At 72.1% G+C, this 25,673-nt stretch carries 19 protein-coding genes and 1 pseudogene; 12 read left to right on the top strand and 8 right to left on the bottom strand.

The genetic code is table 11. The features are described 5' to 3' along the window. The first annotated feature begins 124 nt into the window (after positions 1-124). The 5 genes from AB0N17_RS08710 (at position 125) to metG (ending at position 7,642) form a co-directional block, all read left to right on the top strand. Positions 125-1,063 (top strand): hypothetical protein, encoded by a 939-nt coding sequence (locus AB0N17_RS08710; protein ID WP_366010429.1) that lies wholly within the window; start codon positions 125-127, stop codon positions 1,061-1,063. Between the two features lie 219 nt (positions 1,064-1,282). Then, positions 1,283-2,239: an endonuclease/exonuclease/phosphatase family protein gene (locus tag AB0N17_RS08705; RefSeq protein ID WP_366010428.1), complete on the top strand. Its 957-nt coding sequence runs from the start codon at positions 1,283-1,285 to the stop codon at positions 2,237-2,239. 38 nt (positions 2,240-2,277) lie between these two features. Further along, a complete protein-coding gene (locus tag AB0N17_RS08700) occupies positions 2,278-4,227 on the top strand; it encodes an FUSC family protein (protein WP_366010427.1) in 1,950 nt (649 codons plus the stop codon). Between the two features lie 75 nt (positions 4,228-4,302). Further along, the gene (locus tag AB0N17_RS08695) at positions 4,303-5,937 is read left to right on the top strand and encodes a VWA domain-containing protein (protein WP_366010426.1); all 1,635 of its coding nucleotides are present in this window, start codon (positions 4,303-4,305) and stop codon (positions 5,935-5,937) included. Between the two features lie 88 nt (positions 5,938-6,025). Continuing rightward, positions 6,026-7,642 carry a methionine--tRNA ligase gene (gene metG, locus AB0N17_RS08690; RefSeq protein WP_366010425.1) on the top strand — a complete coding sequence of 539 codons (1,617 nt, stop codon included), beginning with the start codon at positions 6,026-6,028 and terminating at the stop codon, positions 7,640-7,642. An 88-nt stretch (positions 7,643-7,730) separates the two neighbouring features. Here metG and AB0N17_RS08685 read toward each other — a convergent pair whose 3' ends face one another. Further along, on the bottom strand, positions 7,731-8,078 hold the full coding sequence (locus AB0N17_RS08685; RefSeq protein WP_366010424.1) for a DoxX family protein: 348 nt from the start codon (positions 8,076-8,078) through the stop codon (positions 7,731-7,733). A gap of 140 nt (positions 8,079-8,218) precedes the next feature. On the opposite strand from AB0N17_RS08685, the gene AB0N17_RS08680 reads away from it, so the two are divergent. The 3 genes from AB0N17_RS08680 to AB0N17_RS08670 all read left to right on the top strand — a co-directional run bounded on the left by AB0N17_RS08680 (position 8,219) and on the right by AB0N17_RS08670 (position 12,955). Further along, complete coding sequence (locus AB0N17_RS08680) at positions 8,219-9,001, top strand: hypothetical protein (protein ID WP_366010423.1); 783 nt, start codon at positions 8,219-8,221, stop codon at positions 8,999-9,001. A 53-nt stretch (positions 9,002-9,054) separates the two neighbouring features. Continuing rightward, on the top strand, positions 9,055-9,747 hold the full coding sequence (locus AB0N17_RS08675) for a nucleotidyl transferase AbiEii/AbiGii toxin family protein (protein ID WP_366010422.1): 693 nt from the start codon (positions 9,055-9,057) through the stop codon (positions 9,745-9,747). Between the two features lie 91 nt (positions 9,748-9,838). Further along, positions 9,839-12,955 carry a VCBS repeat-containing protein gene (locus AB0N17_RS08670; protein ID WP_366010420.1) on the top strand — a complete coding sequence of 1,039 codons (3,117 nt, stop codon included), beginning with the start codon at positions 9,839-9,841 and terminating at the stop codon, positions 12,953-12,955. A gap of 123 nt (positions 12,956-13,078) precedes the next feature. Here AB0N17_RS08670 and AB0N17_RS08665 read toward each other — a convergent pair. Further along, positions 13,079-13,249, bottom strand: a pseudogene (locus tag AB0N17_RS08665) (dioxygenase); the annotation flags it as partial. A gap of 74 nt (positions 13,250-13,323) precedes the next feature. Further along, complete coding sequence (gene aspS / locus AB0N17_RS08660; protein ID WP_366010419.1) at positions 13,324-15,087, bottom strand: aspartate--tRNA ligase; 1,764 nt, start codon at positions 15,085-15,087, stop codon at positions 13,324-13,326. Between the two features lie 239 nt (positions 15,088-15,326). Here aspS and AB0N17_RS08655 point away from each other — a divergent pair, with 239 nt between their 5' ends. Further along, on the top strand, positions 15,327-17,549 hold the full coding sequence (locus tag AB0N17_RS08655) for a SpoIIE family protein phosphatase (RefSeq protein ID WP_366010418.1): 2,223 nt from the start codon (positions 15,327-15,329) through the stop codon (positions 17,547-17,549). Positions 17,550-17,662: 113 nt separating this feature from the next. Here the strand turns inward: AB0N17_RS08655 and AB0N17_RS08650 are convergent, their stop codons facing one another. The 5 genes from AB0N17_RS08650 to AB0N17_RS08630 all read right to left on the bottom strand — a co-directional run bounded on the left by AB0N17_RS08650 (position 17,663) and on the right by AB0N17_RS08630 (position 21,302). Continuing rightward, complete coding sequence (locus tag AB0N17_RS08650) at positions 17,663-18,730, bottom strand: AI-2E family transporter (protein WP_366010416.1); 1,068 nt, start codon at positions 18,728-18,730, stop codon at positions 17,663-17,665. A 22-nt stretch (positions 18,731-18,752) separates the two neighbouring features. After that, positions 18,753-18,968: a hypothetical protein gene (locus AB0N17_RS08645; protein WP_366010415.1), complete on the bottom strand. Its 216-nt coding sequence runs from the start codon at positions 18,966-18,968 to the stop codon at positions 18,753-18,755. 208 nt (positions 18,969-19,176) lie between these two features. After that, positions 19,177-20,154 carry a pirin family protein gene (locus tag AB0N17_RS08640; protein ID WP_366010414.1) on the bottom strand — a complete coding sequence of 326 codons (978 nt, stop codon included), beginning with the start codon at positions 20,152-20,154 and terminating at the stop codon, positions 19,177-19,179. 107 nt (positions 20,155-20,261) lie between these two features. Further along, positions 20,262-20,462 (bottom strand): hypothetical protein, encoded by a 201-nt coding sequence (locus AB0N17_RS08635; RefSeq protein ID WP_366010413.1) that lies wholly within the window; start codon positions 20,460-20,462, stop codon positions 20,262-20,264. Positions 20,463-20,831: 369 nt separating this feature from the next. Continuing rightward, positions 20,832-21,302, bottom strand: a complete 471-nt coding sequence (locus AB0N17_RS08630; protein ID WP_366010412.1) for an SseB family protein — start codon at positions 21,300-21,302, stop codon at positions 20,832-20,834. 132 nt (positions 21,303-21,434) lie between these two features. On the opposite strand from AB0N17_RS08630, the gene AB0N17_RS08625 reads away from it, so the two are divergent. The 3 genes from AB0N17_RS08625 to AB0N17_RS08615 all read left to right on the top strand — a co-directional run bounded on the left by AB0N17_RS08625 (position 21,435) and on the right by AB0N17_RS08615 (position 25,560). Then, complete coding sequence (locus AB0N17_RS08625; protein WP_366010411.1) at positions 21,435-22,193, top strand: alpha/beta fold hydrolase; 759 nt, start codon at positions 21,435-21,437, stop codon at positions 22,191-22,193. Between the two features lie 132 nt (positions 22,194-22,325). After that, positions 22,326-24,152 (top strand): acyl-CoA dehydrogenase, encoded by a 1,827-nt coding sequence (locus tag AB0N17_RS08620; protein WP_366010502.1) that lies wholly within the window; start codon positions 22,326-22,328, stop codon positions 24,150-24,152. Between the two features lie 109 nt (positions 24,153-24,261). After that, positions 24,262-25,560 (top strand): M18 family aminopeptidase, encoded by a 1,299-nt coding sequence (locus AB0N17_RS08615; RefSeq protein ID WP_366010410.1) that lies wholly within the window; start codon positions 24,262-24,264, stop codon positions 25,558-25,560. Positions 25,561-25,673 lie beyond the last annotated feature (113 nt).

Raw genomic sequence — 25,673 nt, 5'->3', positions numbered from 1 at the left:
CCGGAGGCCGGCTTCCGCGGTTCCGCCCGGCGGGCGGACCGAATGACACCCGTTCGGGCGTAGTTGTCGCCCGGACGCGGGCGCACCGCTCGCGCGGCACCGCCCCCGGCCGTTGCCTGGAGGGGTGCCACCACGACCAAGGAGCGCCCTTTCGGCCGTACTCATCGCCCTGTCCTGTCTCCTCGTACCGTTCGGTGCGCTGGCGGCCTGGGCGGCGTACGGGCTCACCGACACGGGCCGGTACGTCACCGCGATGGCCCCGCTCGCCGCCGACCCGGACGTGCGGGAGGCCGTCGCGGACACGGTCGGTGACGGCATCCTGCGCGAGGTGGACGAGCACGTGGTGGACGTGCGCCCGCTGCGCGGCTCGGTCCGCCCGTTCGTGCACGACGCGGTGCGCTCCTTCACCCAGACCCGGGCCTTCCGGCTGGCCTGGAACACCGGCAACCGGATCACCCATGACGCGGTGCTGCGCGCCCTGCGTGACGAGGACGAGCGCGAACAGCAGGTCACCGTCGACTTCGCCCCCGTCACCGCCCAGGTCAAACGCCAGCTCGCCCAGGACCACATGCCGCTCGCCCAGCGCATCCCCGTGGAGCACACGGCGGTCGCCGTGCTCCCGGCGGCCGAACTGGCCGCACTGCGAAAGGGGTTCCACGTGCTCGAAGTCGCCGGTTTCTGGCTGCCCGTGACGGCCGTCGTCTTCGCCGTCACCGGGATCGCCCTGGCCGTCCACCGCCGCCGCGCCATCGCGGCGACCGCGCTGGGCACGGCGCTGGGCGGCGCGCTGCTGGGTCTCACCGTGGCGCTCGGGCGCAGCCTCACCCTCGCCGACCTGCCCGCCGACGTGCCCCACCCGGCCGCGGGCGCCGTCTACGACGCCCTGACCGGCACCCTGCGCACGGTCTCCTGGCTGCTCCTGGGCCTCGGCCTCGCGGTGGCCCTCACCGCCTGGCTCACCCGGTACCTGCGCCTGGTCCGTCCCGCACGACGCCGGCGCGGAGCCACGGCACCGGCCCGGACCCCGGCACAGGCCCAGGCACCGACACGGGCCAGGGTCTGACAGGGGCCAGGGTCTGACACGGGCCAAGGTCTGACGGCGTCGGCGGGCCCGGAGCGAGGCGCAGACGGGGGCATGGCGCAGCCCCGGAGCGTGGCCGCTGTCCCCAACCTGTGGACAACCGCGACCGCTTGCCACCCCACCGCCGGCAACTCGCCCGCGCTGCACCCGATATCAGCTGGTTTCCTGGCGGGCCGCGCCGGCCGACCGTAGGCTCGGCCCGTGAACCGACGCCCCGGACGCAGGCTCGGCGCCTGGTGTGCCGGGCTGCTGCTGGCGGGTGTGAGCGTGGTGGTGGGCTGCCGCGTGGCCGACACCGACGGCGTCACCCCCGTCCCCCAGCTCCTCGCCTTCCTGCCCTGGCTGCTCGCCCCGACCGCCTTCGCCCTGCTGTGCGCACTGCTCGCCCGCTGGTGGCCCGGGCTGGTGTGGGGCGTCGCCGTGCTCGGCCTGCTGGCCTGGCACCTGGACCCGTACGGCAGGACCGACGAGCCGGAAGGGCCGCCCCTCGCCACGTTCCGCGTGCTGACCTCGAACGTCGAGTTCGGCCGCGGCACCCCGGCCCTGGTCCCGCAGATCCGCGCCCGCCGCCCGGACGTCGTCTTCGTGGAGGAGTGCGAGTACACGTGCCAGGCCACGCTGGAGGGCGACTTCGACGCCGCCTACCCGTACCGGCAGGCGGTCCGCGCGGCCGGCTCGCACGGCTCCCTCGTCCTCAGCCGCTTCCCGCTGACACCGGCCGCGGGCGTCCACGGCACCATGGGCATGCCCGGCGCGGTCGCCGACGTGCACGGCCACGCCGTACGCCTCCAGCTCGCCCACCCCATGCCCCCGCTGCCGCGCCAGGTGGACCTGTGGCGCCGCGAACTCGGCCGGCTGCGCGCCTTCGCCGCCGCCGGCCGGGGCACCCCGACCGTCCTCGCGGGCGACTTCAACGCCTCCCAGGACCACGCGGCCTTCCGCCGCATCCTGGACACCGGCCTGACCGACGCGGCCCGCCTCTCCGGTCACGACCGCACCCCCAGCTGGCCCGCCCGCACCGCCTCCGTCATCGGCGCCCAGATCGACCACGTCCTGCTCTCCCGGGACTTCACCGCGACCGGCGCCCACTTCCTGCGCGTGACCGGCTCGGACCACCGGGCGCTCGTCGTGGACGTCACGCTCCACCAGCGCGAATGAGCCGAGGAGGGGCCGGGCGGTCCGGCCATAATGGGCGCATGTCCCGAGAGTTCCCCATCGGCCTCACCCCTCCCGACTGGCTGGTGCGGAACCTCCGATCCCAGCAGGCGCCCGTCAACTGGGCGGCCGCCGCCCGCGCCGCCGTCTCCCTGTCCCTGCCCCTCGCCATCGGCTTCGCGACCGGCTACCCGGCGTACGGCGCGCTCGCCTCCATGGGCGCCCTGTCCGGCGTCATCGGCGACACCGCCGACGCCTACCGCATGCGCATCCTGAACATCGCCGTTCCCCAGCTGTTCGGAGCGGTCGGCGTCGCGCTGGGCTCGCTGGTGTTCGGGCAGGGCTGGTACGCGGTCGCGGCCGTCACCGGCGTCGCGCTGGTGTCCGGGATGATCTCGACGATCGGCGCGGTGGCGTCGGTCTCGGGCCTGCTGCTCCTGCTGAACTGCGTGGTGGGCGCGGGCCTCCCGCTGCCCCGCCCCTGGTGGCTGGCGCCGGTCCTGATGACCGGCGGCGGCCTGCTGGTCCTCCTCCTCGCCCTGCTGGCCTGGCCGTTGCGCTCGGGCGTCCCCGAACGGTCGGCGGTGGCCGCCGCCTACCGCACGGTGGCCGCCCTGCTCGCCGCCTCCGGCACGGACCGCACGGAGGAGTACGACGAGGCCCGCCGCGCCGTCACCCAGTCGCTGAACCAGTCGTACGACCTGATCCTGGCCCGGCGCGCCCGCCACCACGGCCGCAGCCCCGAACTCACCCGGCTGCTGGCCCAGTTGAACGCGATCATCCCGGTGGTCGAGGCGGCGCCCGCGGCCCACCAGGCCGGCCGCCCCCTGCCCGCACAGATCCCGGAGGCCGTGCACCACCTGGCCCAGGCGGTCGAGACGGGTTACACAGGACCGATAGCCCTGTCCCTCCCCCTGCCCACCACGGAGACGGCCCGCGCGGTGGACCACGCCCTGCGCCACACCGCCGGGGTGGTCTCGGCCCCTGACGTGGACCCCCGGGGCATCGACGACCGCCTCGGCCGCCCCGCCGCCCTGGGCATCCGCACCGCCCGGGCGGCCCGCAACGTCATCCTCTCGGCGAACTCCTGGCGCTACGGCCTGCGGCTGGCGGTCTGCATCGGCATCGCCCAGACCCTGGTCTCCCTGCTCCCGGTCCCCCGCTCCTACTGGGTGGCCCTGACCATCACCTTCGTGCTGAAGCCCGACTTCGGCTCGGTCTTCTCCCGCGCCCTGCTGCGCGCCCTCGGCACGGTGGCGGGCCTGGGGATCGCGGCGGTGGTGCTGACGGAGGTCCCGCTGGGGCCGTGGGACGTCCTGGTCATGTTCCTGCTGGCGCCGCTGATCCCGGCGCTCACCCCCCGGGGTTACGGCTACCAGACGATGGCGATCACCCCGGTGATCCTCCTGCTCTCGCACATCCTGAACCACCAGGGCACGGCCCTGCTCCTGCCCCGGCTGGCGGACTCGCTCCTCGGCTGCGCGATCGCCCTGATCGCGGGCTACCTCCTCTGGCCGGAGAGCTGGCGCACCCGCGTGGGCGACCGCCTGGCCGACGCGGTGTCGGACACGGCGCGCTACGTGGAGACGGCGTTCGGCACCACCGGCGACGCCGACCCCGCCGCACGCGCCCGCATGCGCCGCCGCCTCTACCGGGACCTCTCCGTCATCCGCACGGAGTTCCAGCGGGCCCTCACCGAGCCCCCGCCGACCGGGCGCCGGGCCGCCGCCTGGTGGCCGCTGGTCGTCGCCGTGGAACGCATCGTGGACGCCACGACGGCGGCCCGCGTCCGCGTCCGTCACGGCGCCGCACCCCCGTCACCCGCGGAGATCACCCAGATCACCCTCCAGCTCCGGGAGCTGTCGGAGGGCGTGCGCAACGCGGAGACCCTGACGCCGGTCCGCACCGATCTGACCGGTCCGTCCGGGAGCGTCCTGGAGTCCCTCCGCCAGGAAGTCGCCGCGGCCCGGTCGATCGCTTCCCCACACTGAGGGCTTCGCTAACCTTACGTGTCCGTCCTGGCCAGGGATTCAAACGGGCATCAACTCACGCGAAGGGTTGCGCACATGGGCATTCTCACTCTCCTGCGGAACGCATTCGGCCGCTCACGCAAGGTACGGGCCACCGAAGCAGAGGGTGTGGCGCTCCCCTCCGACCTGCAGCAATCGTCTACGACGGCGGCCACCGCGGGGCCGGCGACCGCTCCTGCCGAGCCCGCCGAACCGACGCGGCGCGAGGAAGCGGAGCCCGCCGAGGCCGTCGCGGTACCGGCCCCCGCCACGGAGCCCACCCCGGAGCCACGCGAGTCGACACCCACGGTCCCCGAACCCCGCAGCTCGGCCCACGAGACCCACGAGCCCCACGAGTCCCACGACCTGGTGGCAGCGGCCTTCGACAACGTGAAGGTCCCCCATCCCGCGGAACCGACGGACGACCGGACGACCGAGCCGGAGACCACGGAGACGGCGGAGACGGCGGAGACTGCGGTCGCGGAGAAGGCAGAGGCCGAGCCCGCCGTCGCGGAGAAGGCAGAGGCCGAGCCCAAGCCCGCCGTCACGGAGAAGGCAGAGGCTGCGGCCGAGCCCGAGCCCGCGGTCGCGGAGCAGACCGAGGCCGAGGCCGAGGCCGAGGCAACGAAGGCCGAGGCCGAGGAATCCCCCGAGCCGACTACTGAAGCCGAGCCGCAGGCGGAGCCCGAGCTGGCTCCCGAGCCGGTGTCGGCGCAGGTGCACGACTCCGCCGTGACGGTGACCGAAGAGGCGATCGAACCGGAAGCCGCCGACGGCGAGGACACCCCACAGGGGCCACCGGCACTCGACGACGAATCCCGCACGGGTGGTGCGGGTGGGAACGAAGACGCCGAAGGCGAAGCCGAGGCGACCACCGCACCCGCTGACGCGCCGCAGGCACCCCGTGCGGGTGGGAACGAAGACGCCGAAGGCGAAGCCGAGGCGACCACCGCCCCCGCAGGCGCGCCGCAGGCAGACGCGGACCCGGAGCCGGAAACGGACGCCACCACCGGCCCCAAGCCCAAGCCCGCCACCCCCCTCACCCGGGTGAAGTCCCGCACCCCCTCCCTCACCGCCGCCTACAAGGCCGCCACCACCACCCTCAAGAAGACCGACCTCACCGGCGCCCGAGCCAAGCTCTACCTCGTGCTCGACCGCTCCGCGAGCATGCGCCCGTACTACAAGGACGGCTCCGCCCAGGCCCTCGCCGACCAGACCCTCGCCCTCGCCGCCCACCTGGACCCCGAGGCCACGGTCCACGTCGTCTTCTTCTCCACCGAGCTCGACGGCACCACCGACCTCACCCTCACCCCGGACCACGAGACGAAGATCGACGACGTCCACGCGGGCCTCGGCCGCATGGGCCGTACCAGCTACCACGCCGCCGTCGAGGAGATCGTCACCCACTACGAGAAGAACGCGGCCCCCGGCACACCCGCCCTCGTGGTCTTCCAGACCGACGGCGCCCCGGACGCGAAGACCCCCGCGACCCAGGCCCTCACCGCGGCGGCGGACACCCACCCCGCCCTCTTCTTCTCCTTCGTCGCCTTCGGCGAGCACGACAACAAGGCCTTCGACTACCTCCGCAAGCTGAAGACCGCCAACACGTCCTTCTTCCACGCGGGCCCCACCCCCCGCGAGCTGACGGACACCGAGCTCTACGAGGGCGTCCTCGCCGCCTGGCGCCCGTAAGGCCGATGCCGTCGGGGGGTGGACCACCGCGTCCACCCCCCGAAACGCGTGTGAGTCGATCTCCACGGGCCCAGTAGGATTTCGACTTATGGCGGCCACTGGATCCGAGAAGCAGGCGGGTAAGGCGTTCTACGTCTCCACGCCCATCTATTACGTCAACGACGCTCCTCACCTGGGCCACGCCTATACGACCGTCGCAGGCGACGTCCTCACGCGCTGGCACCGCCAGCGTGGCGAGAAGGTGTGGTACCTCACCGGCACGGACGAGCACGGTCAGAAGATCATGCGCACGGCCGAGGCGAACGGGGTGACGCCCCAGCAGTGGGCGGACAAGCTCGTCACGGAGGCCTGGCAGCCTCTGTGGGAGCACCTGGAGATCGCGAACGACGACTTCATCCGCACCACGCAGAAGCGCCACACCGACCGCGTCCAGGAATTCGTGCAGGACCTGTACGACAAGGGCGAGATCTACAAGGGCGGCTACGAGGGCCCGTACTGCGTCGGCTGCGAGGAGTACAAGCTCCCGGGCGAGCTGCTCGACGGCGAGGGTGAATTCGCGGGCCAGAAGCTGTGCCCGATCCACAAGAAGCCGGTGGAGATCCTCAGCGAGGAGAACTACTTCTTCAAGCTGAGCGCGTACACCGACAAGCTCCTCGCCCACTACGAGGCGAACCCCGGTTTCATCCAGCCCGAGTCCGCGCGCAACGAGGTCGTGAACTTCGTCCGCCAGGGCCTGCAGGACCTCTCCATCTCCCGCTCGACGTTCGACTGGGGCATCCCGATCCCCTGGGACGAAAAGCACGTGATCTACGTGTGGGTCGACGCGCTGCTGAACTACGCCACGGCGGTCGGCTACAACGAGAACCAGGAGAAGTTCGAGACCACCTTCCCGGCCGACGTCCACCTGGTCGGCAAGGACATCCTCCGCTTCCACGCGGTGATCTGGCCGGCCATGCTGATGGCCCAGGGCCTGCCGCTGCCCGGGAAGGTCGCCGCGAACGGCTGGCTGATGGTCGGCGGCGAGAAGATGTCGAAGTCGAACCTGACCGGCATCAAGCCGCAGGACCTCACCTCGCACTTCGGCGTGGACGCCTACCGCTGGTACTTCCTGCGCGCCATCGCCTTCGGCCAGGACGGCTCCTTCTCCTGGGAGGACTTCTCCGCCCGCTACACGAGCGAGCTGGCGAACGACTACGGCAACCTCGCCTCGCGCGTGGCCGCCATGGTCGGCAAGTACTTCGGCGGCACGCTGCCCGAGGCCACGGCCGACGGCGAGGCCGAGAAGGCGGTCCACGAGGGCCTCGCGAAGGCCGTCGCGGCGGCCGACCTGAAGATCGGCGAGGAGCTGGACTTCCAGAGCGGCATCCTGGCCGTCTTCGACTTCGTCAAGCAGGTCAACGGCTACATCACGGAGCAGGAGCCGTGGAAGGTGGCCAAGGACGAGTCGGAGGAGGGCCGGGCCCGCCTGGCGACCATCCTCTACACGGCCGCCGAGTCGCTCCGCGCGGTCGCCGTCCTGCTCAACCCGGTCATGCCGGAGACCTCCCAGAAGCTGTGGGAGTCCCTCGGCGCGGAGGCCGGCCTCGGCTCCCTGGCCGAGCAGCGGGTCCAGGACGCGGGCGCGTGGGGCAGGCTGCCGGTGGGCTCCACGGTCACCAAGGGCGCGGTGCTCTTCCCGCGCCTGGAGGAGAAGCCGACCGCGTAGCGGATGACGGATCGGATGTACGAGGCCGGGGCCCGGGAGACTTCCCGGGCCCCTCGCCGTTGCCGGGGCTGCGGCCGAACGGGCGGGCTCAGCTCGCGAACCCGAGGACGAGTGCGCCGACCACCGGTGCGGCGTAGACGAGCGGGAACGGGATGTGGGAGTACCAGCGGGCGCGGGCCACGGTGAGGGCGGCGCCGGCGAAGTAGGCCACCAGCCCGATCCCGGCCAGCACCCCGATCACCGGCACGAACAGCCCGGCCACCAGCCCCACGGCCCCGGCGGTCTTGGCCAGCCCCAGCCAGGGCCACCAGCCCTGCGGCACGGAGTAGTCCCGCAGTGCCTTGACGATCCACTGGGCCCGCAGGAGCAGCACGGCCCCGGAGAACCCGGCCATCAGCGCGGCGAGGAGGGTGACGACGACGTGGGCGGTGTGCATGAGAGGCTCCCATCGAGCGCTCGGTGAGCTGCGGACACCTCTTCGACACCGGCGCCGGACGTCGTGTGACAGGTGCCGGAGAAAAATTTCGGGACCGTCCCCCTGCTCTCCCGCCGCACCGGCCGGTAAGGTCCCGCTCCATGTCCTCGCAAGCTCCTGACCTGCACCAGGCCACCATCGACGCGATCCTCTCCTACGCCGGCCCGGCCACGCTCCCCTTCCAGCGGGCGCACGCGAGGGGCCCGTACGGCACGATGTTCTGGTTCAACGAGCTGCTGGAGTCCACCGGGGACACGGACACCGTCCGCCAGCTCCTGGTGACCGCCTCCGAACCGGCGCGCCGGGTCGAACTCGCCGAGGTGACGATCCGGCCGGAGCTGTGCGATCCGGCGCCCAGCGCGCAGAAGCTGCTGATCCGCGACTTCGCCGGGGGCTGGACCCATCTGGACGGGCTCGGCGTGGCCGTGCAGCCGACCGCGGGGCTGCACGCGTACGCGGCGCGCAAGGGCTGGACGTGGGCCGCCGACGGGATCCGGGACGGCCTGACGGCCCGCGCGGACGACCTCTCCCTGATCACCGGGACCCCGGTGACGGCGTACGCCCTGGCCCACGACGTGACCGGGGAGGACGAGGACCGGGACCAGGCGATCCTGGTCGGTTCGCTGGCCCGGGCGGCTGACGGCTCGGTCCGCTGGAGCGCGCGGCTGCCGGAGGGCTGCGTGGGCGCCCCGGTCTTCTACAGCGCCCCGCAGGACGAGGACTCCTTCAAGCTGCTGTGCGCGGGCGTGCTGCTGCCCGCCGACGATCACGGCTTCGGCCACCACCCGGTGGTGACGCTCGACCGGATCCTCGGCGCCCTCGCGGATTCCGGGCCCGCCGAGCGGCCCCGGCGCCGCCGCTGGTGGCGGCGCCGCTCCGGGTGACCGGCGCGGGTCGCACGGGTGCGCCGGGCCGGTTCTGGCAGAGTACGGAGGTCGTGAACCTCCCCGAATCCCACCGCCGGCTCCTCGCCGAGGTCGTCACCACGGGCGGCCCGTACGGGCTCGTGCTCGCCGGCGGCTACGCCCTGCAGGCGCACGGACTGGTGTCGCGTCCGCACGCCGATCTCGACTTCGCCACCCAGAGCGCCGAGCCCATGGACCGCGTCGCCGCCGCGGTCGGTACGGCCCTGGAGGCGCGGGGCCGGCAGGTCCGGGCCGGGACCGGCACCGCGCTCACGGCCCGGCTGACGGTCACGGACCCGGCGAGCGGCGGGAGCTGCGCCATCGGGCTGCACAAGGAGGCGTTCTGGCAGCCGCCGGACCTCACCGAGTACGGCCCGACGCTCTCCCTGGAGGACGCCGTCGGCACCAAGATCCGTGCCCTGTACGACCGGGGCGCCGCCGTCGACCTGGTCGACGCCCACGCGGCGGCGGCCCGCTTCTCCCTCCCCGACCTGGAGGAACTGGGCCGCCGGCACGCCCACGACCCCTTCGACCTGCCCACCCTGCAGTCCCGGCTGACCGGCACCGACTTCTACGCGGACGCCGACTTCCGCCGCTACGGACTGACGGAAGCCGAGGTCGGCGAGGTGCGCGCGTGGGCCCAGCGGTGGTCCGACGACATCGCCGAACGGCTGCTGGAGGACGGTGCCTCCCCCGACACGGAGCCCCCGGACGCCGAGGAATGAAGCGGAACCCGGCATCCCAAGAGCGGGAAAAGGACTGGTAAAGTCCGCTCACTTGGCGAGGGCACAGGCCCTCGTGGGGAGGGAATCGCACGTGGGCAGACACGCCCCGAGACGGCGCGGACTGGCCGCGGTCGTCTCCTCGTTGACGGTCGCCGCGGCGGCCGTGTCCGTCGCAGTCCTGCCGCAGGACGGTGCCTCGGCCGATCCGGCCGCCCCGGTGGCCGACACCACCGAGGTCACCCTGACCGACCCCGGCTCCACCCGCCCGCGCACCGACCGGCCCCTCGTCGCCGGTCCGAGCGGCTTCCTGCACCGGCAGAGCGGGATCCCGGGGCTCCTGTGGACGGACTACTCGGACGGCACGAGCGTCGTCGTCCGGACCGCCGACGGCGTCTACACGCCCGCGGGCTCCTGCGAGAGTCTGGGCTCGACGACCTGCGGGGAAGCCTGGTACGGCACCGACGGCGACCTGGTCGCGCTGCCGCGGGCCGGAGCCGTGGACCTCTGGGACCCGGCGACCCGGACGGCGTCGTCCTTCACCTCCGACGAGGCGTACCGGGGGCTGGCCGGCCGGACCGTGATCACCGAGCGGTCCCTGCACGACCGGGTGGACGGCGCCTGGCGCTCCCGTGCCATCACGCCGGCGGGCCTGCGGGTCACCTCGGGCACGATCACGGCCGCCGATGAGCACGGCGCGCTGTTCCGGCTGGGCACGGACCTGTACTACCTCGACGTCGACACGGCCGTCGCCACCGAGGCCTTCGGCGCCGTGGGCGCCCGTCCGGTCACCGTCATGAGCGACGACCGGATCGGCTGGTACGAGCCCGGCTCCGGTGATCTGCACCTCAAGCCGCGCACCGACCCGGGCGGCACCGAGCAGGTGATCGACCTGCCGCCGCCCGGCGGAGTCCTGGAAGGCGCCCCGGTCCTGCTGGGCGACTGGCTGCTGCTGCCGCTGTCCGGCGGCATCGGCAGCGGAACCGGCACCGGTCTGACCGCCGTGTCCCTCGCCGACGGCTCGTCGCACACCCTGCTGGCCAAGGCCGGCGCGTACGCGGTCCACGCCTTCGGTGACGACGCTCTGGTCACGGGCGGCACCGGCGCCACCGACTGGTGGGCCCAGCGGGTGAGCCAGGCCGCCGACGGCTCGCTGACCGTGACCAGGGCGGCGCAGGTCCCGGCCGTGGAGAACGCCAAGACCGGCATCGCGCTCAGCCGGGGCAGCCTGCGCGTCGCCGAGGACGACCCGAGCGGCACCCTGGACACCACCTCGACCCGCACGCTCGCCACGGTCGCCGGCCGGCTGACCGCGTCCGAGCCGCAGGCCGGCGACACGATCGACGCGGTGTGCCCGTACGCGGGCGCCGACTGCTCGGCGCTGTGGGGCAACCTCGGCGACGGCCCGCGTGACGTCTTCCTCACCACGTTCTACGACGGTGACGAGGGCGGCACCGGCCTGGGTCACGCGGACCGGCTGGTCGCGATGAACGACGGCTCCTCCGGCAACCCCCTGGAGTTCCGCACCGAGGGCGGCAAGATCGTCGACGTCTCCGACGACTACGCGGTCTACGACTCCGGCGGCGCCTCCCCGGCGCAGTACGTCGGTGAGTTCGGGCAGGGACAGAAGCTGAAACGGTCCGTGCGCGCCGCCGCCCTGAACGGCTCGACGCTGTGGAGCGCCGCGGGCACCGGCAAGCTCACCTCGTACAGCCTGACCGAGGACCGCACCCTGGCCACGGTCACCGTGCCCGGTCTCGGCTGTGCGCCGAGCGAGCTGCAGGCGGCGGGCCGCTGGGTGTACTGGGCGTGCGCCGACGGTTCGGCCGGGGTGTACGACACCGAGGCCGCCGCGTCCCGCGCGGTGACCGGCGGCGACGTGCTGCTCGGCGACGGCTTCACCGTCCGCCACGACCACACCGCCGGCACCCTGGTGCTGACCGACGCGGCCACGGGCGCCGCCCGGGTGCTCGCCACCGACGTCGCCGGCACCGGCCTCGCCGTGGACCGCCGCTTCAAGTGGACCGTGGACGAGTACAAGGGGCTGGTCGCCTGGACCGACCTGTACGAGCGGACGCACGTCGCCGCCACCGGCGTCACACCGTCCGCCGTGACGGCCTTCGAGACCGGGGCCTCCGGCCATGTGGACCCCGGCATGCGTTTCGAGGGCTTCTGGCTGCTGTCCCGCCCGGTCACGTCCTGGTCGGTGACGTTCTCCTCCGTCCAGAGCGGCGCCGCGGGCAAGGTGACCGACACGATCACCGGGGGCGCGTCCTCGGCCTGGGTGACGACGAACTGGTACGGCACCACGTCCACCGGAGTCCGGTTCCCCAACGGGGAGTTCACCTGGACCCTCAAGGCCACCGGCACCGGCACCGGGACCTCGGTCACCGTGGCGACCGGCAAGGGTTTCCTGGCCCGGGGCGCGGCCGTACGGCACGACTTCACGAGCCCCGACGGCCCGGACGGCCGGGGTGACCTGCTCACCCTGAACTCCTCCGGCGGGCTGACCTTCCAGGCCGGCACCGGCACCGGCACGTTCGGCGGCAAGACCACCGGCACCGGCTGGGCGACGAGCGTCAAGGCCGTCCCCTTCGGCGACCTGAGCGGCGACCTCTGCAACGACGTGCTCGTCCGGCTGAGCAGCGGCGCGTTGCGCCTGTACAAGCCGGGCTGCGGCCACGCGGTCACTCCGAAGACGTCGTACACGACCCTCGCGAGCAGCGGCTGGACGCAGTACGACGTGCTGACCTCGCCCGGTGACGTCACCGGCGACGGCCGGCCGGACCTGGTCACCCGCAACGCCTCCACCGGTGCGGTCTACCTGTACAAGGGCACCAGCACCGGCAGGCTGTCCGCCCGGGTGAAGCTGTACGACGACTGGAAGGGCTACAAGAAGATCGTCGGGGCCGGTGACCTGAACGGCGACGGCATCGGCGACCTGCTCGCCCAGGACAAGGCCAACACCCTCTACCGGTACGACGGCAGGGGCAACGGCACCTTCGCGGCCCGCGTGAAGCTGTTCACGGCCTGGGGCGGTTCCTACAACGCGGTCGTGGGCGTCGGCGACATCACCGACGACGGCCGGGCCGACCTCGTCTCCCGCGACAGCAGCGGCACTCTCTACCGCAACAACGGTGACGGCAGGGGCTCCTTCGGCTCCCGTACGAAGATCGCGACGGGCTGGGGCGGATACAAGTCCCTGTCCTGAGCCTCGCGCCGGCGAGAGACGGGGTGCGGTCCGCGCGGGCCGCACCCCGTCGGCGTACCGGGGCCGTCGTGCCGGGGCCGTCGTGGATGGTGTCCTCGTCGAGCGTGGTGCGGGTCGTGGTGTTCCACCACCGCCCCCGGGGCCACCGGAAGGGGGCACGCCCGTGGGTGTGCCGGTGGGCGTGCCGGTCGGGGCCGGGCCGCCGCCTGCCCCGCCGCTGCCCGACGCCTCGTATCCGGAGTAGACGCCGACGGCGTTGCAGTGCCAGATGTCGACCGCCGCGTCCCGCAGCGGTGAGCCCGGAAACGGCTGTGCGCGCCGATCGTCAAGAGCGAGTCAGGACAATCGGCGCGCACGGACACCCGGTACTACTTCGGCTGCGGCTTCCTGATGGTCAGGTGCAGCTCGCGCAGGCGGGACTCCTCCAGCTCGGTCGGTGCGCCCATCATCAGGTCCTGGGCGTTGCCGTTGAGCGGGAAGGCGATCGTCTCGCGGATGTTGGGCTCGTCCGCGAGGAGCATGACGATGCGGTCCACGCCGGGGGCGATGCCGCCGTGCGGCGGGGCGCCGAAGCGGAAGGCGCGCAGCATGCCGGCGAACTTCTCCTCGACGGTCTCACGGTCGTAGCCCGCGATCTCGAAGGCCTTGAGCATGATCTCCGGCTCGTGGTTCCGGATCGCGCCGGAGGACAGCTCGACGCCGTTGCAGACGATGTCGTACTGCCAGCCCAGGATGTCCAGCGGGTCCTGCGTCTCCAGCGCCTCCAGTCCGCCCTGCGGCATGGAGAAGGGGTTGTGCGAGAAGTCGATCGCGCCGGTCTCCTCGTCCTTCTCGTACATCGGGAAGTCGACGATCCAGCAGAACCGGAAGACGTTCTCCTCGAAGTGGCCGGCGCGCTTGGCGGCCTCGACGCGGACCGCGCCCATGATCTTGGAGACCTCGTCGAACTCGCCCGCGCCGAAGAAGATCGCGTGACCGGGGGCCAGCGAGAGGCGCTTGGTCAGCTCGGCGACGTTCTGCTCGGTGAGGAACTTGGCGATCGGGCCGGACAGCGCGCCGTCCTCGCCGACGCGGACCCAGGCCAGGCCCTTCGCGCCCAGGGACACGGCGAAGTCGCCGAGCTGGTCGAAGAACTTGCGCGGCTGCGCGGACACGTCCGGCACGGGCAGGGCGCGCACGTGCTTGCCGGCGAAGGCCTTGAACTCCGAGCCCTCGAAGACGTCGGTGATGTCCACCAGCTCCAGCTGGGCGCGCAGGTCCGGCTTGTCGGAACCGTACTTCAGCATCGCCTCGCGGAACGGGATCCGCGGGAAGGGCGAGGTGACGTGGCGTCCGTTGCCGAACTCCTCGAACAGCTCGGTCATCAGCTGCTCGATCGGCTGGAAGACGTCCTCCTGCTCGACGAAGCTCATCTCGACGTCGAGCTGGTAGAACTCGCCCGGCGAGCGGTCGGCCCGGGCGTCCTCGTCGCGGAAGCAGGGCGCGATCTGGAAGTAGCGGTCGAAGCCGGAGATCATCAGCAGCTGCTTGAACTGCTGCGGGGCCTGCGGCAGGGCGTAGAACTTGCCCGGGTTCAGGCGGGAGGGAACCACGAAGTCACGCGCGCCCTCGGGGGAGGTGGCGGACAGGATCGGGGTCGCCATCTCGTTGAAGCCCAGCGCCGTCATCTTGTGCCGGATCGCCGAGATGACCGCCGTACGCAGCATGATGTTGCGGTGCATGCGCTCGCGGCGCAGGTCCAGGAAGCGGTACTCCAGGCGCCGCTCCTCGTTGACCCCGTCCTCGGCGTTGATCGTGAAGGGCAGCGGGGCGGCGGCGCCCAGCAGCTCGACCTCGGCGACCTCGACCTCGACCTCGCCGGTGGGCAGGTCGGAGTTCACGTTCTCGGTTCCACGTGAAACAACGCGGCCGTCGACGCGGACCGTGGACTCCTTGGAGGTCTTGTCCAGGGCCTCGTAGGCCGGGGTGCCCGGGCGGGCGACCAGCTGCGTGATCCCGTAGTGGTCGCGCAGATCGATGAAGAGGATGCCGCCCAGGTCGCGCCGATTGTGCAGCCAGCCGCTCAGCCGGACGTCGGTGCCGACGTCAGAGGCGCGGAGCTGGCCGCAGGTGTGGGACCTGTACCGATGCATCGTCGTTCATCGTCCTTCGTGTGTGGGTCTGCGGGGGAGGTTGCTCTCCCCGGCCAGAACGGGCACGGGGCCCGGACCCATCAAGGGTACCGGGCACCCCAAGATCGGCTCCCCACCATTTACCCCCCGCCCGCCGGGCACCGGCACGAGGCCTTCGTCGATACCTCCAACCGTGGAACCGATCCCATCAGATCTACTTACAGTGGCACCTATCAACTAGATCTTCATAAAGTGGGGCAATGCGCACAGGCGAGCCTCTCCCGTACGTCGGGGACGTCCTCGCCGCCCTCGCGACCGGGATGTGGCACTGGGACACGGCCACGGGGCTGGTCACCGTGGACGCGGAGGCGGCGCGGCTGCTCGGCCTGCCCCCGGAGCGGACCACCCTCACGGAGGCCCAGGCCCGGGCCCGCCTGCACCCGGTCGACTGGAACGAGATCACCGGCGTCGTGCAGCTGGCCGTCGCGGAGGGCACGCTCGCCGAGGTGCGCATCCGGATCATGGACGAGCACGGGACCGTCCTGCGAGTGGTCCGCAGCCGTTCGAAGCCCTCCTACGACCCCGGGCGGCGGGCGTACGAGCTGGTCGGCACCCTCCAGGAGGTCACCGAACCGACCCCGGGCACACCGGCCGCCCGCAGCGCGGTCACCGGGGACTGGCGGCGCTCCCGGGAGGCGTTCCTGCTGGACGCGGGCCGGGCGCTGGCGGAGGCGCGGTCGACGGCCGAGGTGCTGCGGGTGGCGGGCGGCCTGTCGATGCCGGGGTTCACCCCGGACGGGCTCGTGGTGTTCGGCGTCGAGGGCGACCGGCTGACGATCACCGGTCAGCACGGGCACCAGCCCCGCGACATGAACCCCTTCTCGCACATGGCGCTGGCCACCGACTATCCGGCCACCGAGGTCGTACGGACCGGCCGGGCCGTCTACCTCTCCTCCCCCGACGAGTACAAGGACCGCTACCCCGTCACCTGGCCGCTCGCCCGGCACTTCGGCCGCCGCTCGTGGGCCTTCCTGCCGCTGACGGTGGCCGGACGGACGATGGGCGCCTGGCTGGCGGCATTCGCCTATCCGGTGGCGTTCACCCCGGACGAGCGCGCGGTCCTGACCACGGTCGCCCGGATGCTCGCCCAGGCACTGTCCCGGGCCGAGGCCGCCGAGTCCGAGCGGGAGCTCACGGAGGGCCTGCAGCGCTCCATGCTGCCGTCGCTGGGCCCGGACATCCCGGGGATGCGGCTGGCCGCCCGGTACATCCCGACCGGCGGCGGACTCCAGGTCGGCGGCGACTGGTACGACATGATCCCGCTGCCCTCCGGCCGCTTCGCCCTGGCCATCGGGGACGTGCAGGGACACGACGTGCGGGCGGCCGGGCTGATGGGCCAGCTCCGAATCGCCCTGCGCGCCTACGCCTCCGAGGGACACCGCCCCGACGCCGTCCTCTCCCGCGCCTCCCGCTTCCTGCACGGCATCACCCACGAGGCCCGCGACCAGCAGGCCTCCGACCAGCGGTTCGCGACCTGCCTGTACGTGGAGGCCGACCCGGCGACCGGGATGCTGGAGATCGCCCGCGCCGGGCACCCCGACCCGGCCGTCCGGATGGCCGACGGCACGGTGATGATGCGGCCGACGGCGGGCGGGCTGCCGCTGGGCATCGACCCGGACGCCGACTATCCGACGACCCGGTTCGCGCTCGAGCCCGGCGAGACGATGATGCTGTGCACCGACGGGCTGATCGAGACCGGCGGGCACGACATGGAGAGCGGCTGGCGCCGGCTGCGCGCGATCCTGGAGGACCACCAGGGCGACGTGGAGGCACTGGCGGACGCGCTGGTCCAGGGCGTGCACGGCCCGTCCTCGCACCACACCACCGGACCACTGGCCGACCGCCGCGAGGACGACATCGCGCTGGTGGTGCTGTGCCGGCCCGGGGAGGGCTGCGGCTGCGGCGACGTCGTGACCGTACGGCCGACCGTGCGGCGCACCCTGCTGTCGGTGGCCCAGGACGAGCCCGAGCGGATCGCCGAGGCCCGCCAGCACGTGCGCGAGCTGCTGCACGACTGGGTGTCGGCCGACCAGGTGGACTCCGCGGTGCTACTGGTCTCCGAGATGGTCACCAACGTCCTGGTGCACACCGACGCCGACGCGCTGCTGCTCGCCGAGGTGACCGGGGACACGTGCGGCCGGCGGCTGCGGGTGGAGGTCACCGACGCGGGCGACGACCTCCCGCACCGGCGCCGCCCCGGCGAACTGGCCAGCTCGGGCCGCGGCGTGATGCTGATCGAGCTGCTCGCGGACGGCTGGGGCGTGGACCCACGCGGCGAGGGCAAGAGCATCTGGTTCGAGCTGTACGAGTCCGGGGAGGCGGACGCAGGCGGGGGCGTGGACATCGAGATGGACATCGATGTGGATGTGGATGTGGACGTGGAGGCAGCGTTGGAGGCCGGCGCGGGGGAGGGCGCCGCCTGAGACGGGTCGGCGGTTCTGCTCGACCGTCGTCGCACGCGTCCGCCGTTCAGAGCCGACCGCCGTTCTGCCCGGCCGCCGTTCAGAGCCGGACGCCGTTCTGCCCGACCGCCGTTCTACGCGTCCGGTGGCTCGGAAGCGGGCGCGTCCGCGGAGGGCAGGGCGTACCGTGCCCGCAGTTCGTGCGCGACGCCGAAGACGGCGGCGGTCAGCGGCACCGCCAGCAGCATGCCGAGGATCCCCGCGACGGACGCCCCGGCGGTGATGGCGATCATCACCACGGCCGGGTGCATCTGCACGGTCCGGCTCTGGATCACCGGCTGCAGCACGTGCCCCTCCAGCACCTGCACCGCGAGGACCACCCCGAGGGCCCACAGCGCGATGACGAAGCCGCGGTCGGCGAGGGCGACCAGCACGGCGACCGCGCCGGACAGGAAAGCGCCGAGGTAGGGGATGTAGGCGCCGACGAAGACGAGCGCGCCGAGCCCGGGAGCGCCCGGGACCTGGAGGATCAGCAGACCGACGGTGATGCACAGGGCGTCGATGAGGGCGATGAGGGTCGTGCCGCGCATGAACCCCTCCACCGCCGCGAAGGCGCGCCGGGCGATGGCCTCCAGGGTGTCGGCGGTGCCGCGGGGCGCGATCGTGCGCAGGGCTTCCACGGCCCGGTGGGAGTCGCGCAGGAAGAAGAAGACCAGCAGCAGTGCGAGTACGGCCATGGCGATGCTCTCGCCGACGACGCTGACCCCGCTGATCACGTTGGACGCGGCCGTGGCGCCGAACGCGCTCAGCAGCTTGCGCGCGTTGGCGGCGAGATCGCCCAGACCGGTGCCGGCGGCCCCGAAGTGCTGGGCGACGGCCTTGGCGGCACTGCGCAGCGAGGCGACGATCTGGTCTCCGGTGTCGATGAGCGCGGCGACCACGATGTACACGGCACCGCCGACGACGGCCACGACGGCGACACAGGTGAGACCGGCCGCCACCGACGCCTGCACCCCGGCCCGCACGAGCTGCCGGTACAGCGGCCCGAGCAGCGCGGTCCCGAGCAGCGCGAGCAGCACCGGCGTGACGGCCGTACGGAACTCCCCGCACAGCCGCACCCCGACCCAGCCCACCCCGGCGACGAGCAGCAGCGCGGCGCACCAGGCGGCGAGCCGGCGAACGGGGTCGGGCAGCAGCTGCACGGTTTCCAGCCGATCTGTCGGTTCAGGCGCCTCCGCCGAGCAGGCCGGAGACAAGGCCCAGCAGGCCGCCGAGGAGGTCGCCGCCGTCGTTCCCGGTGCCGTCGCTTCCGGTGTCGTCGGCGGCGACCGTGGAACGGGGGGCGGTCTGTGCCTGGGCGGGGGCTGCCGCGGCCAGGGCGCCGAAGGTGAGCAGGGTGGTGACGAGGGTGCCGGCCAGGGTGCGGCTTATGCGGTTCACGTCGAACTCCCGAGGAGGTCAGGGGGACAGAAGGAACATCACCGACGCTAGGTGCGGTGCGGGAGGCACGCCGCGTGGGCTGCTCCATCCGTGCCCGATGCGTCGCCGCCCGCCGAGAGGTCTCCGCGGCCGCGCATGCCGAGAGCCCCGTCCGGCGCGTGGCCGGGCGGGGCTCTCGTACGGTTCGCCGAGGTCGGCTCCGGGCGGGTCAGCCCTGGGGGCCGCTCGCCGTCATGCCGTGCACGGCGGGGATCGTTCCGAGCCGGCCCTTCTGGAAGTCCTCGAAGGCCTGCATGAGTTCGTCCTTGGTGTTCATGACGAACGGGCCGTAGTGGGCCATGGGCTCACGGATCGGCTGCCCGCCGAGGAGGACGACCTCCAGGTCCGGGGTGTGCGAGTCCTGCTTCTCGTCCGCGCGGACGGTCAGCGCGGAGCCGGCGCCGAAGACGGCGGTCTGGCCCAGGTGGACGGGCCGCCGCTCGGTGCCGACGCTGCCGCGGCCCGCGAGGACGTAGGCGAGGCCGTTGAAGTCCTCGCGCCAGGGCAGGGTGACCTCCGCGCCCGGGGCGAGGGTCGCGTGGATCATCGTGATCGGCGTGTGCGTGATGCCGGGGCCCTTGTGACCGTCCAGCTCACCCGCGATGACGCGCAGCAGCGCGCCGCCGTCCGGGGAGGTGAGCAGCTGCACGTTGCCGCCGCGGATGTCCTGGTAGCGCGGGGCCATCATCTTGTCCTTGGCGGGGAGGTTCACCCACAGCTGCAGACCGTGGAAGAGGCCGCCCGACATGACGAGGGACTCCGGCGGGGCCTCGATGTGCAGCAGGCCCGAACCGGCGGTCATCCACTGGGTGTCGCCGTTGGTGATCGTGCCGCCGCCACCCTGCGAGTCCTGGTGGTCGAAGATGCCGTCGATGATGTAGGTGACGGTCTCGAAGCCGCGGTGCGGGTGCCAGGGGGTGCCCTTGGGCTCGCCCGGCGCGTACTCCACCTCGCCCATCTGGTCCATCATGATGAACGGGTCGAGGTGGCGGTAGTTGATCCCCGCGAACGCCCGGCGCACCGGGAAGCCCTCACCCTCGAAACCGCTCGGAGCGGTCGTGACGGCGAGCACGGGACGTGCCACGGCTTCGGCGGGAGCGGTCACACGGGGCAGCGTCAACGGGTTCTCGACGGTCACTGCAGGCATGTCGGTACCTCCTTGGTACGCCCACATTAGTTGAGCGTTGAACTTTCTGCCACCCGTAACGGAGAAAGCCCGGAGGACATTCCCTCCGGGCGGCAGCGGGTGCCCTCTCACAGGAAGAGCAGCGCCACGGCGAACGCGGCCATCACCACACCGGCCAGCACCACCGGAAGGCCGAACACCAGCAGGAGGACGGCACCCGCGACGAGCATCGCCGTGACCAGGCCGTTCTCGGTGCTGTCCACGTACGACGACACGAGCCGCCCCTCCACCGTGATCCCCCGGGTGCGCAGCACCCAGGCATGGCGCACCAGCCGCCGGCACCGAGCCGGCCGCAGACGAGCAGACCCGGACCGCACAGCCAGATCAAGGTGGCGAACGGCCCCGCGCCCACCCCGAGCACGCAGGCCATCAGGGCGAAGGCGCCGCCACCGGCCCACCACAGGCGGCGCCTCGGGTCGCCGGCCGGCCGCCGCAGCGGCTCCACCGACACCAGCGCCGCCACGGGTATCCGGCGGCGCACTCCGCCCGCCGTGCAGGACCGTCGGCGATGCGTCGGTGGAGGCCACGCGGGCACAGTAGGGGAGCCCCACGACCGGAAGGGGGCGTTCAGCTGTACGCCGTCCAGCCCTCACGGCCAGCCGTACAGCCCCCACGCCCAGCCGTACACCGTCGCACGTCTAGCCGTACATGCGGCGCATGGCGAACTCGACCATCTGCTCGACCGCCTTGGCGTCGAACACCATCCGGTGCTCGCCCTCCATGTCCAGGACGAAGCCGTAGCCGGTCGGCAGCAGGTCGATCACCTCGGCGCCGGTGATGACGAAGTACTTGGACTCCTTGCCCGCGTACCGGCGCAGCTCCTTCAGCGAGGTGAACATCGGGATCACCGGCTGCTGGGTGTTGTGCAGGGCCAGAAAGCCGGGAGTGTCACCGCGCGGGCAGTACACCTTCGACGTGGCGAAGATCTGCTGGAAGTCCTCGGCGGACATCTGCCCGGTGGTGAAGGCGCGCACCGCGTCCGCGAGGGAGGGCGGGGACGGCTCCGGGTAGAGCGGCGGCTGCTGGCCGTACCCGCCGACACCGCCCTGCGGCGGGGCGTACTGCTGCTGAGCGGCGCCACCGTCCATGGACTGGCCGTATCCGTACATGGGCGCAAGCGTACCGAGCGGAGGACGAGCGGTGACCCGGGAAAACTTATGTAGCGATCGTTAGAGAATCCTGCTACGTTTTCTGTATCGACCGCTACCGAAAACTACGGACAGCGACCACGGGGGTCCTTCATGTCTGACGGCACGTCCCGCCCCGCCCTGCTCCTCGCGCACGGCGCCGGCGGATCCCTGGCCACCAACTACGGCCCGGTCATGCACCGGTTGACCGCGCGGTACACGGTGATCGGCGCCGACTATCCGGGCACGGGCAGCACTCCGCGCGCCACCCGTCCGCTCGAACTGGACGGGCTGGCCGACCAGTTGCTGGCCGTCGCCGACGCGGCGGGCGCCGAGCGGTTCACCGTGTCCGGCTTCTCGCTGGGCGGCCCGGTGGCGATACGGCTGGCCGCGCGGCATCCGCAGCGGGTGACGGGACTCGTGCTGACCGCGCCGTTCGCCCGCGCCGACGCGCAGGTGCGGCTCACCGCGCGCGTGTGGCGGACGCTCGCCGGGTCGGGGGACGCCACCACGCTCGGCAGGTTCGTGTTCGCCCACGCCCTGAGCCCGGCCGCGCTGGAGGCGATGGACCCGGAGGAGCTGGACGCGGCGGCGAAGGAGACAGGGGCGGCGGCACCGGAGGGCACGCCGGACCAGGTGGACCTGGTGGAGCGGCTGGACGTGACCGCGGACCTGGCCCGGATCACCGCGCCCACCCTGGTCGTCTCACCGGTCGACGACCGCCTGGTCCCGCCCCGGCTGCACCGGGCGGTGGCGGCGGGGATCGCGGGGGCCCGGCTGGTGGAGATACCGGGCGGTCACCTGCCTTTCGCCGAGCAGCCGGACCGGTGGGCGGCCCTGCTCACGGGCGGTGTCACGGGCGCGGTGGAATAGACCCTTCTCACACTTGAACCGGCAGGGGTTGCTTCTTATTACCGACGGGTAGCATCATCGGTGCTACTTGTTGGTACGTGAACTAGGTGCGAGGAGTCAGTGCCTCGCCGATCCCTCTACGGAGCCGTCGCCATGGGGCACTACAAGTCGAATCTCCGCGACATCGAGTTCAACCTCTTCGAAGTACTGGGGCGCGACAAGGTGTACGGCACCGGCCCGTTCGAGGAGATGGACGTCGAGACCGCCAAGAGCGTCCTGGAGGAGCTGACCCGCCTCTCCGAGAACGAGCTGGCCGATTCCTTCGCCGACGCCGACCGCAACCCGCCGGTCTTCGACCCGGAGACCAACACCGCGCCGATCCCGGCGTCCTTCAAGAAGAGCTACCAGGCCTTCATGGACTCCGAGTACTGGCGGCTCGGCCTGCCCGAGGAGATCGGCGGCACCACCTCGCCGCGCTCCCTGATCTGGGCCTACGCCGAGCTGATCCTGGGCGCCAACCCGGCCGTGTGGATGTACTCCTCGGGCCCGGCGTTCGCCGGCATCCTCTTCGAGGAGGGCAACGAGGTCCAGAAGCACATCGCCAAGATCGCCGTGGAGAAGCAGTGGGGCTCCACGATGGTGCTCACCGAGCCGGACGCCGGCTCGGACGTGGGCGCCGGCCGTACCAAGGCGGTCCAGCAGGAGGACGGCTCCTGGCACATCGAGGGCGTGAAGCGCTTCATCACCTCCGGTGAGCACGACATGTCGGAGAACATCCTCCACTACGTGCTCGCGCGTCCCGAGGGCGCCGGCCCCGGCACCAAGGGCCTGTCCCTCTTCCTCGTCCCGAAGTACCTCTTCGACTTCGAGACCGGCGAGCTGGGCGAGCGCAACGGCGCCTACGCCACCAACGTCGAGCACAAGATGGGCCTGAAGGCCTCCAACACGTGCGAGATGACCTTCGGCGACCAGCACCCCGCCAAGGGCTGGCTGATCGGCGACAAGCACGACGGCATCCGCCAGATGTTCCGCATCATCGAGTTCGCCCGCATGATGGTCGGCACGAAGGCGATCTCCACGCTCTCCACCGGCTACCTCAACGCGCTGGAGTACGCCAAGGAGCGCGTCCAGGGCCCGGACCTGGCCAACTTCATGGACAAGACCGCGCCCAAGGTCACCATCACGCACCACCCCGACGTGCGCCGCTCGCTGATGACGCAGAAGGCGTACGCGGAGGGCATGCGCGCCCTCGTGCTGTACACCGCCTCGATCCAGGACGCGATCCAGGTCAAGGAGGCGAACGGCGAGGACGCCTCGGCCGAGGAGGCGCTGAACGACCTGCTCCTGCCCATCGTCAAGGGCTACGGCTCCGAGAAGGGCTACGAGCAGCTCGCCCAGTCGCTCCAGACCTTCGGCGGCTCCGGCTTCCTGCAGGAGTACCCGATCGAGCAGTACATCCGGGACTCCAAGATCGACACCCTGTACGAGGGCACCACGGCGATACAGGGCCAGGACTTCTTCTTCCGGAAGATCGTCCGCAACCAGGGCGCCGCGCTGAACTCCCTCGCCGAGGACATCAAGAAGTTCCTGGCGCTCGGCACCGGCGGCGAGGAGCTGTCCGGCGCCCGTGAGCACCTGGCCAAGGCGGCCGTGGAGCTGGAGGCGATCGTCGGCCTGATGCTGACCGACCTCGCGGCCACCGAGCAGGACACCAAGAACATCTACAAGGTGGGCCTGAACACCACCCGCCTGCTGCTGGCCTCCGGTGACGTCGTCGTCGGCTACCTGCTGCTCAAGGGCGCCGCGATCGCCGCCGAGAAGCTGGCCACGGCCTCCGCCAAGGACAAGGCGTTCTACACCGGCAAGATCGCCGCGGCGAAGTTCTTCGCGGCGAACGTCCTGCCGGGCGTCACCCTCGCCCGCAAGGTCGCCGAGGGCGTCGAGCTGGACCTGATGGAGCTGGACGAGGCGGCCTTCTAGGCACGACCCCTGCCGGGCCCACCGGGCCCCGCCGGCTCCTGATCGATTCGCTGAGCGGGCCCGCTCCCTTTCCGGGAGCGGGCCCGCATCCGTCGTTAAGGTAAACCACATGAGCGCAGCAGCCCGCTTCGACCGCGGCCACACCGACGACCTGATGTCCTTCCTGGCGGCGAGCCCGTCGCCGTACCACGCGGTGGCGAACGTCGCCGAGCGGCTGGAGAAGGCGGGCTTCCGGCAGGTCGCCGAGACGGACGCCTGGGACGGCACGCACGGTGGCCGGTACGTGCTGCGCGGCGGTGCGATCGTGGCCTGGTACGTGCCCGAGGGCGCCGAGCCGCACACGCCGTTCCACATCATCGGCGCGCACACCGACTCCCCGAACCTCAGGATCAAGCCGCGCCCGGACAGCGGGGCGCACGGCTGGCGCCAGGTCGCCGTGGAGATCTACGGCGGCCCGCTGCTGAACTCCTGGCTGGACCGGGACCTGGGCCTGGCGGGCCGGCTGTCCCTGCGCGACGGCTCGACGGCGCTGGTGAACGTGGACCGGCCGCTGCTGCGGGTGCCGCAGCTCGCGATCCACCTGGACCGCTCGGTCGGCACGGACGGGCTCAAGCTCGACAAGCAGCGCCACTCGCAGCCGGTGTGGGGGCTCGGCGACGACGTCCTCGACGGCGACCTGATCTCGTTCCTGGAGCAGGAGGCCGGGCTCACGGCCGGCTCGGTGGCCGGCTGGGACCTGATGGTGCATCCGGTGGAGCCGCCGGCGTACCTCGGCCGGGACCGGGAGCTGGTGGCCGGGCCGCGCATGGACAACCTGCTGTCGGTGCACGCGGGCACCGCCGCCCTGGCCGCCGTCGCCGGCTCCGGCGCCGCGCTCACCCGGATCCCCGTGCTGGCCGCCTTCGACCACGAGGAGAACGGCTCGCAGTCGGACACCGGCGCGGACGGCCCCCTCCTCGGATCGGTGCTGGAGCGCTCGGTGTTCGCGCGCGGAGGGTCGTACGAGGACCGGGCCCGGGCCTTCGCCGGCACGGTCTGCCTGTCCTCCGACACCGGTCACGCCGTGCACCCCAACTACGCGGAGCGGCACGACCCGACGCACCACCCGCGGGTCAACGGCGGCCCGATCCTGAAGGTGAACGTCAACAACCGCTACGCCACGGACGGTTCGGGCCGGGCGGTGTTCGCCGCCGCCTGCGAGAAGGCGGGCGTGCCCTTCCAGTCCTTCGTCTCCAACAACTCGATGCCGTGCGGCACCACCATCGGCCCGATCACCGCGGCCCGGCACGGCATCCGCACGGTCGACATCGGCGTGGCGATCCTGTCGATGCACAGCGCCCGCGAACTCTGCGGTGCCGAGGACCCGTTCCTGCTGGCGAACGCGCTGACGGCATTCCTGGAGGGCTGAGCTCCGTTTCCCCCCGCCCGCTGCGAGAACGTTATTTTTGAACCTGTTCAAGAGACGTTCTCGCGGCTTAGGATGCGCTGCGCCCATCACACGATGGGCGCCTCCATGTCCTG

The sequence above is a fragment of the Streptomyces sp. NPDC051133 genome (assembly GCF_040682635.1).
Taxonomy (GTDB): domain Bacteria; phylum Actinomycetota; class Actinomycetes; order Streptomycetales; family Streptomycetaceae; genus Streptomyces.
The sequence above is the reverse complement of the archived record's forward strand: the minus strand, read 5'-3'. Positions and strand labels throughout refer to the sequence as shown.

What these genes read in the sequence shown, in the direction of transcription:
- AB0N17_RS08700 (WP_366010427.1), top strand. Translation starts at nt 2,278, where the DNA reads ATGTCCCGAGAGTTCCCCATCGGCCTCACCCCTCCCGACTGGCTGGTG.
- AB0N17_RS08695 (WP_366010426.1), top strand. Translation starts at nt 4,303, where the DNA reads ATGGGCATTCTCACTCTCCTGCGGAACGCATTCGGCCGCTCACGCAAG.
- metG (WP_366010425.1), top strand. Translation starts at nt 6,026, where the DNA reads ATGGCGGCCACTGGATCCGAGAAGCAGGCGGGTAAGGCGTTCTACGTC.
- AB0N17_RS08685 (WP_366010424.1), bottom strand. Translation starts at nt 8,078, where the DNA reads ATGCACACCGCCCACGTCGTCGTCACCCTCCTCGCCGCGCTGATGGCC.
- AB0N17_RS08680 (WP_366010423.1), top strand. Translation starts at nt 8,219, where the DNA reads ATGTCCTCGCAAGCTCCTGACCTGCACCAGGCCACCATCGACGCGATC.
- aspS (WP_366010419.1), bottom strand. Translation starts at nt 15,087, where the DNA reads ATGCATCGGTACAGGTCCCACACCTGCGGCCAGCTCCGCGCCTCTGAC.
- AB0N17_RS08655 (WP_366010418.1), top strand. Translation starts at nt 15,327, where the DNA reads ATGCGCACAGGCGAGCCTCTCCCGTACGTCGGGGACGTCCTCGCCGCC.
- AB0N17_RS08640 (WP_366010414.1), bottom strand. Translation starts at nt 20,154, where the DNA reads ATGCCTGCAGTGACCGTCGAGAACCCGTTGACGCTGCCCCGTGTGACC.
- AB0N17_RS08630 (WP_366010412.1), bottom strand. Translation starts at nt 21,302, where the DNA reads ATGTACGGATACGGCCAGTCCATGGACGGTGGCGCCGCTCAGCAGCAG.
- AB0N17_RS08625 (WP_366010411.1), top strand. Translation starts at nt 21,435, where the DNA reads ATGTCTGACGGCACGTCCCGCCCCGCCCTGCTCCTCGCGCACGGCGCC.
- AB0N17_RS08620 (WP_366010502.1), top strand. Translation starts at nt 22,326, where the DNA reads ATGGGGCACTACAAGTCGAATCTCCGCGACATCGAGTTCAACCTCTTC.
- AB0N17_RS08615 (WP_366010410.1), top strand. Translation starts at nt 24,262, where the DNA reads ATGAGCGCAGCAGCCCGCTTCGACCGCGGCCACACCGACGACCTGATG.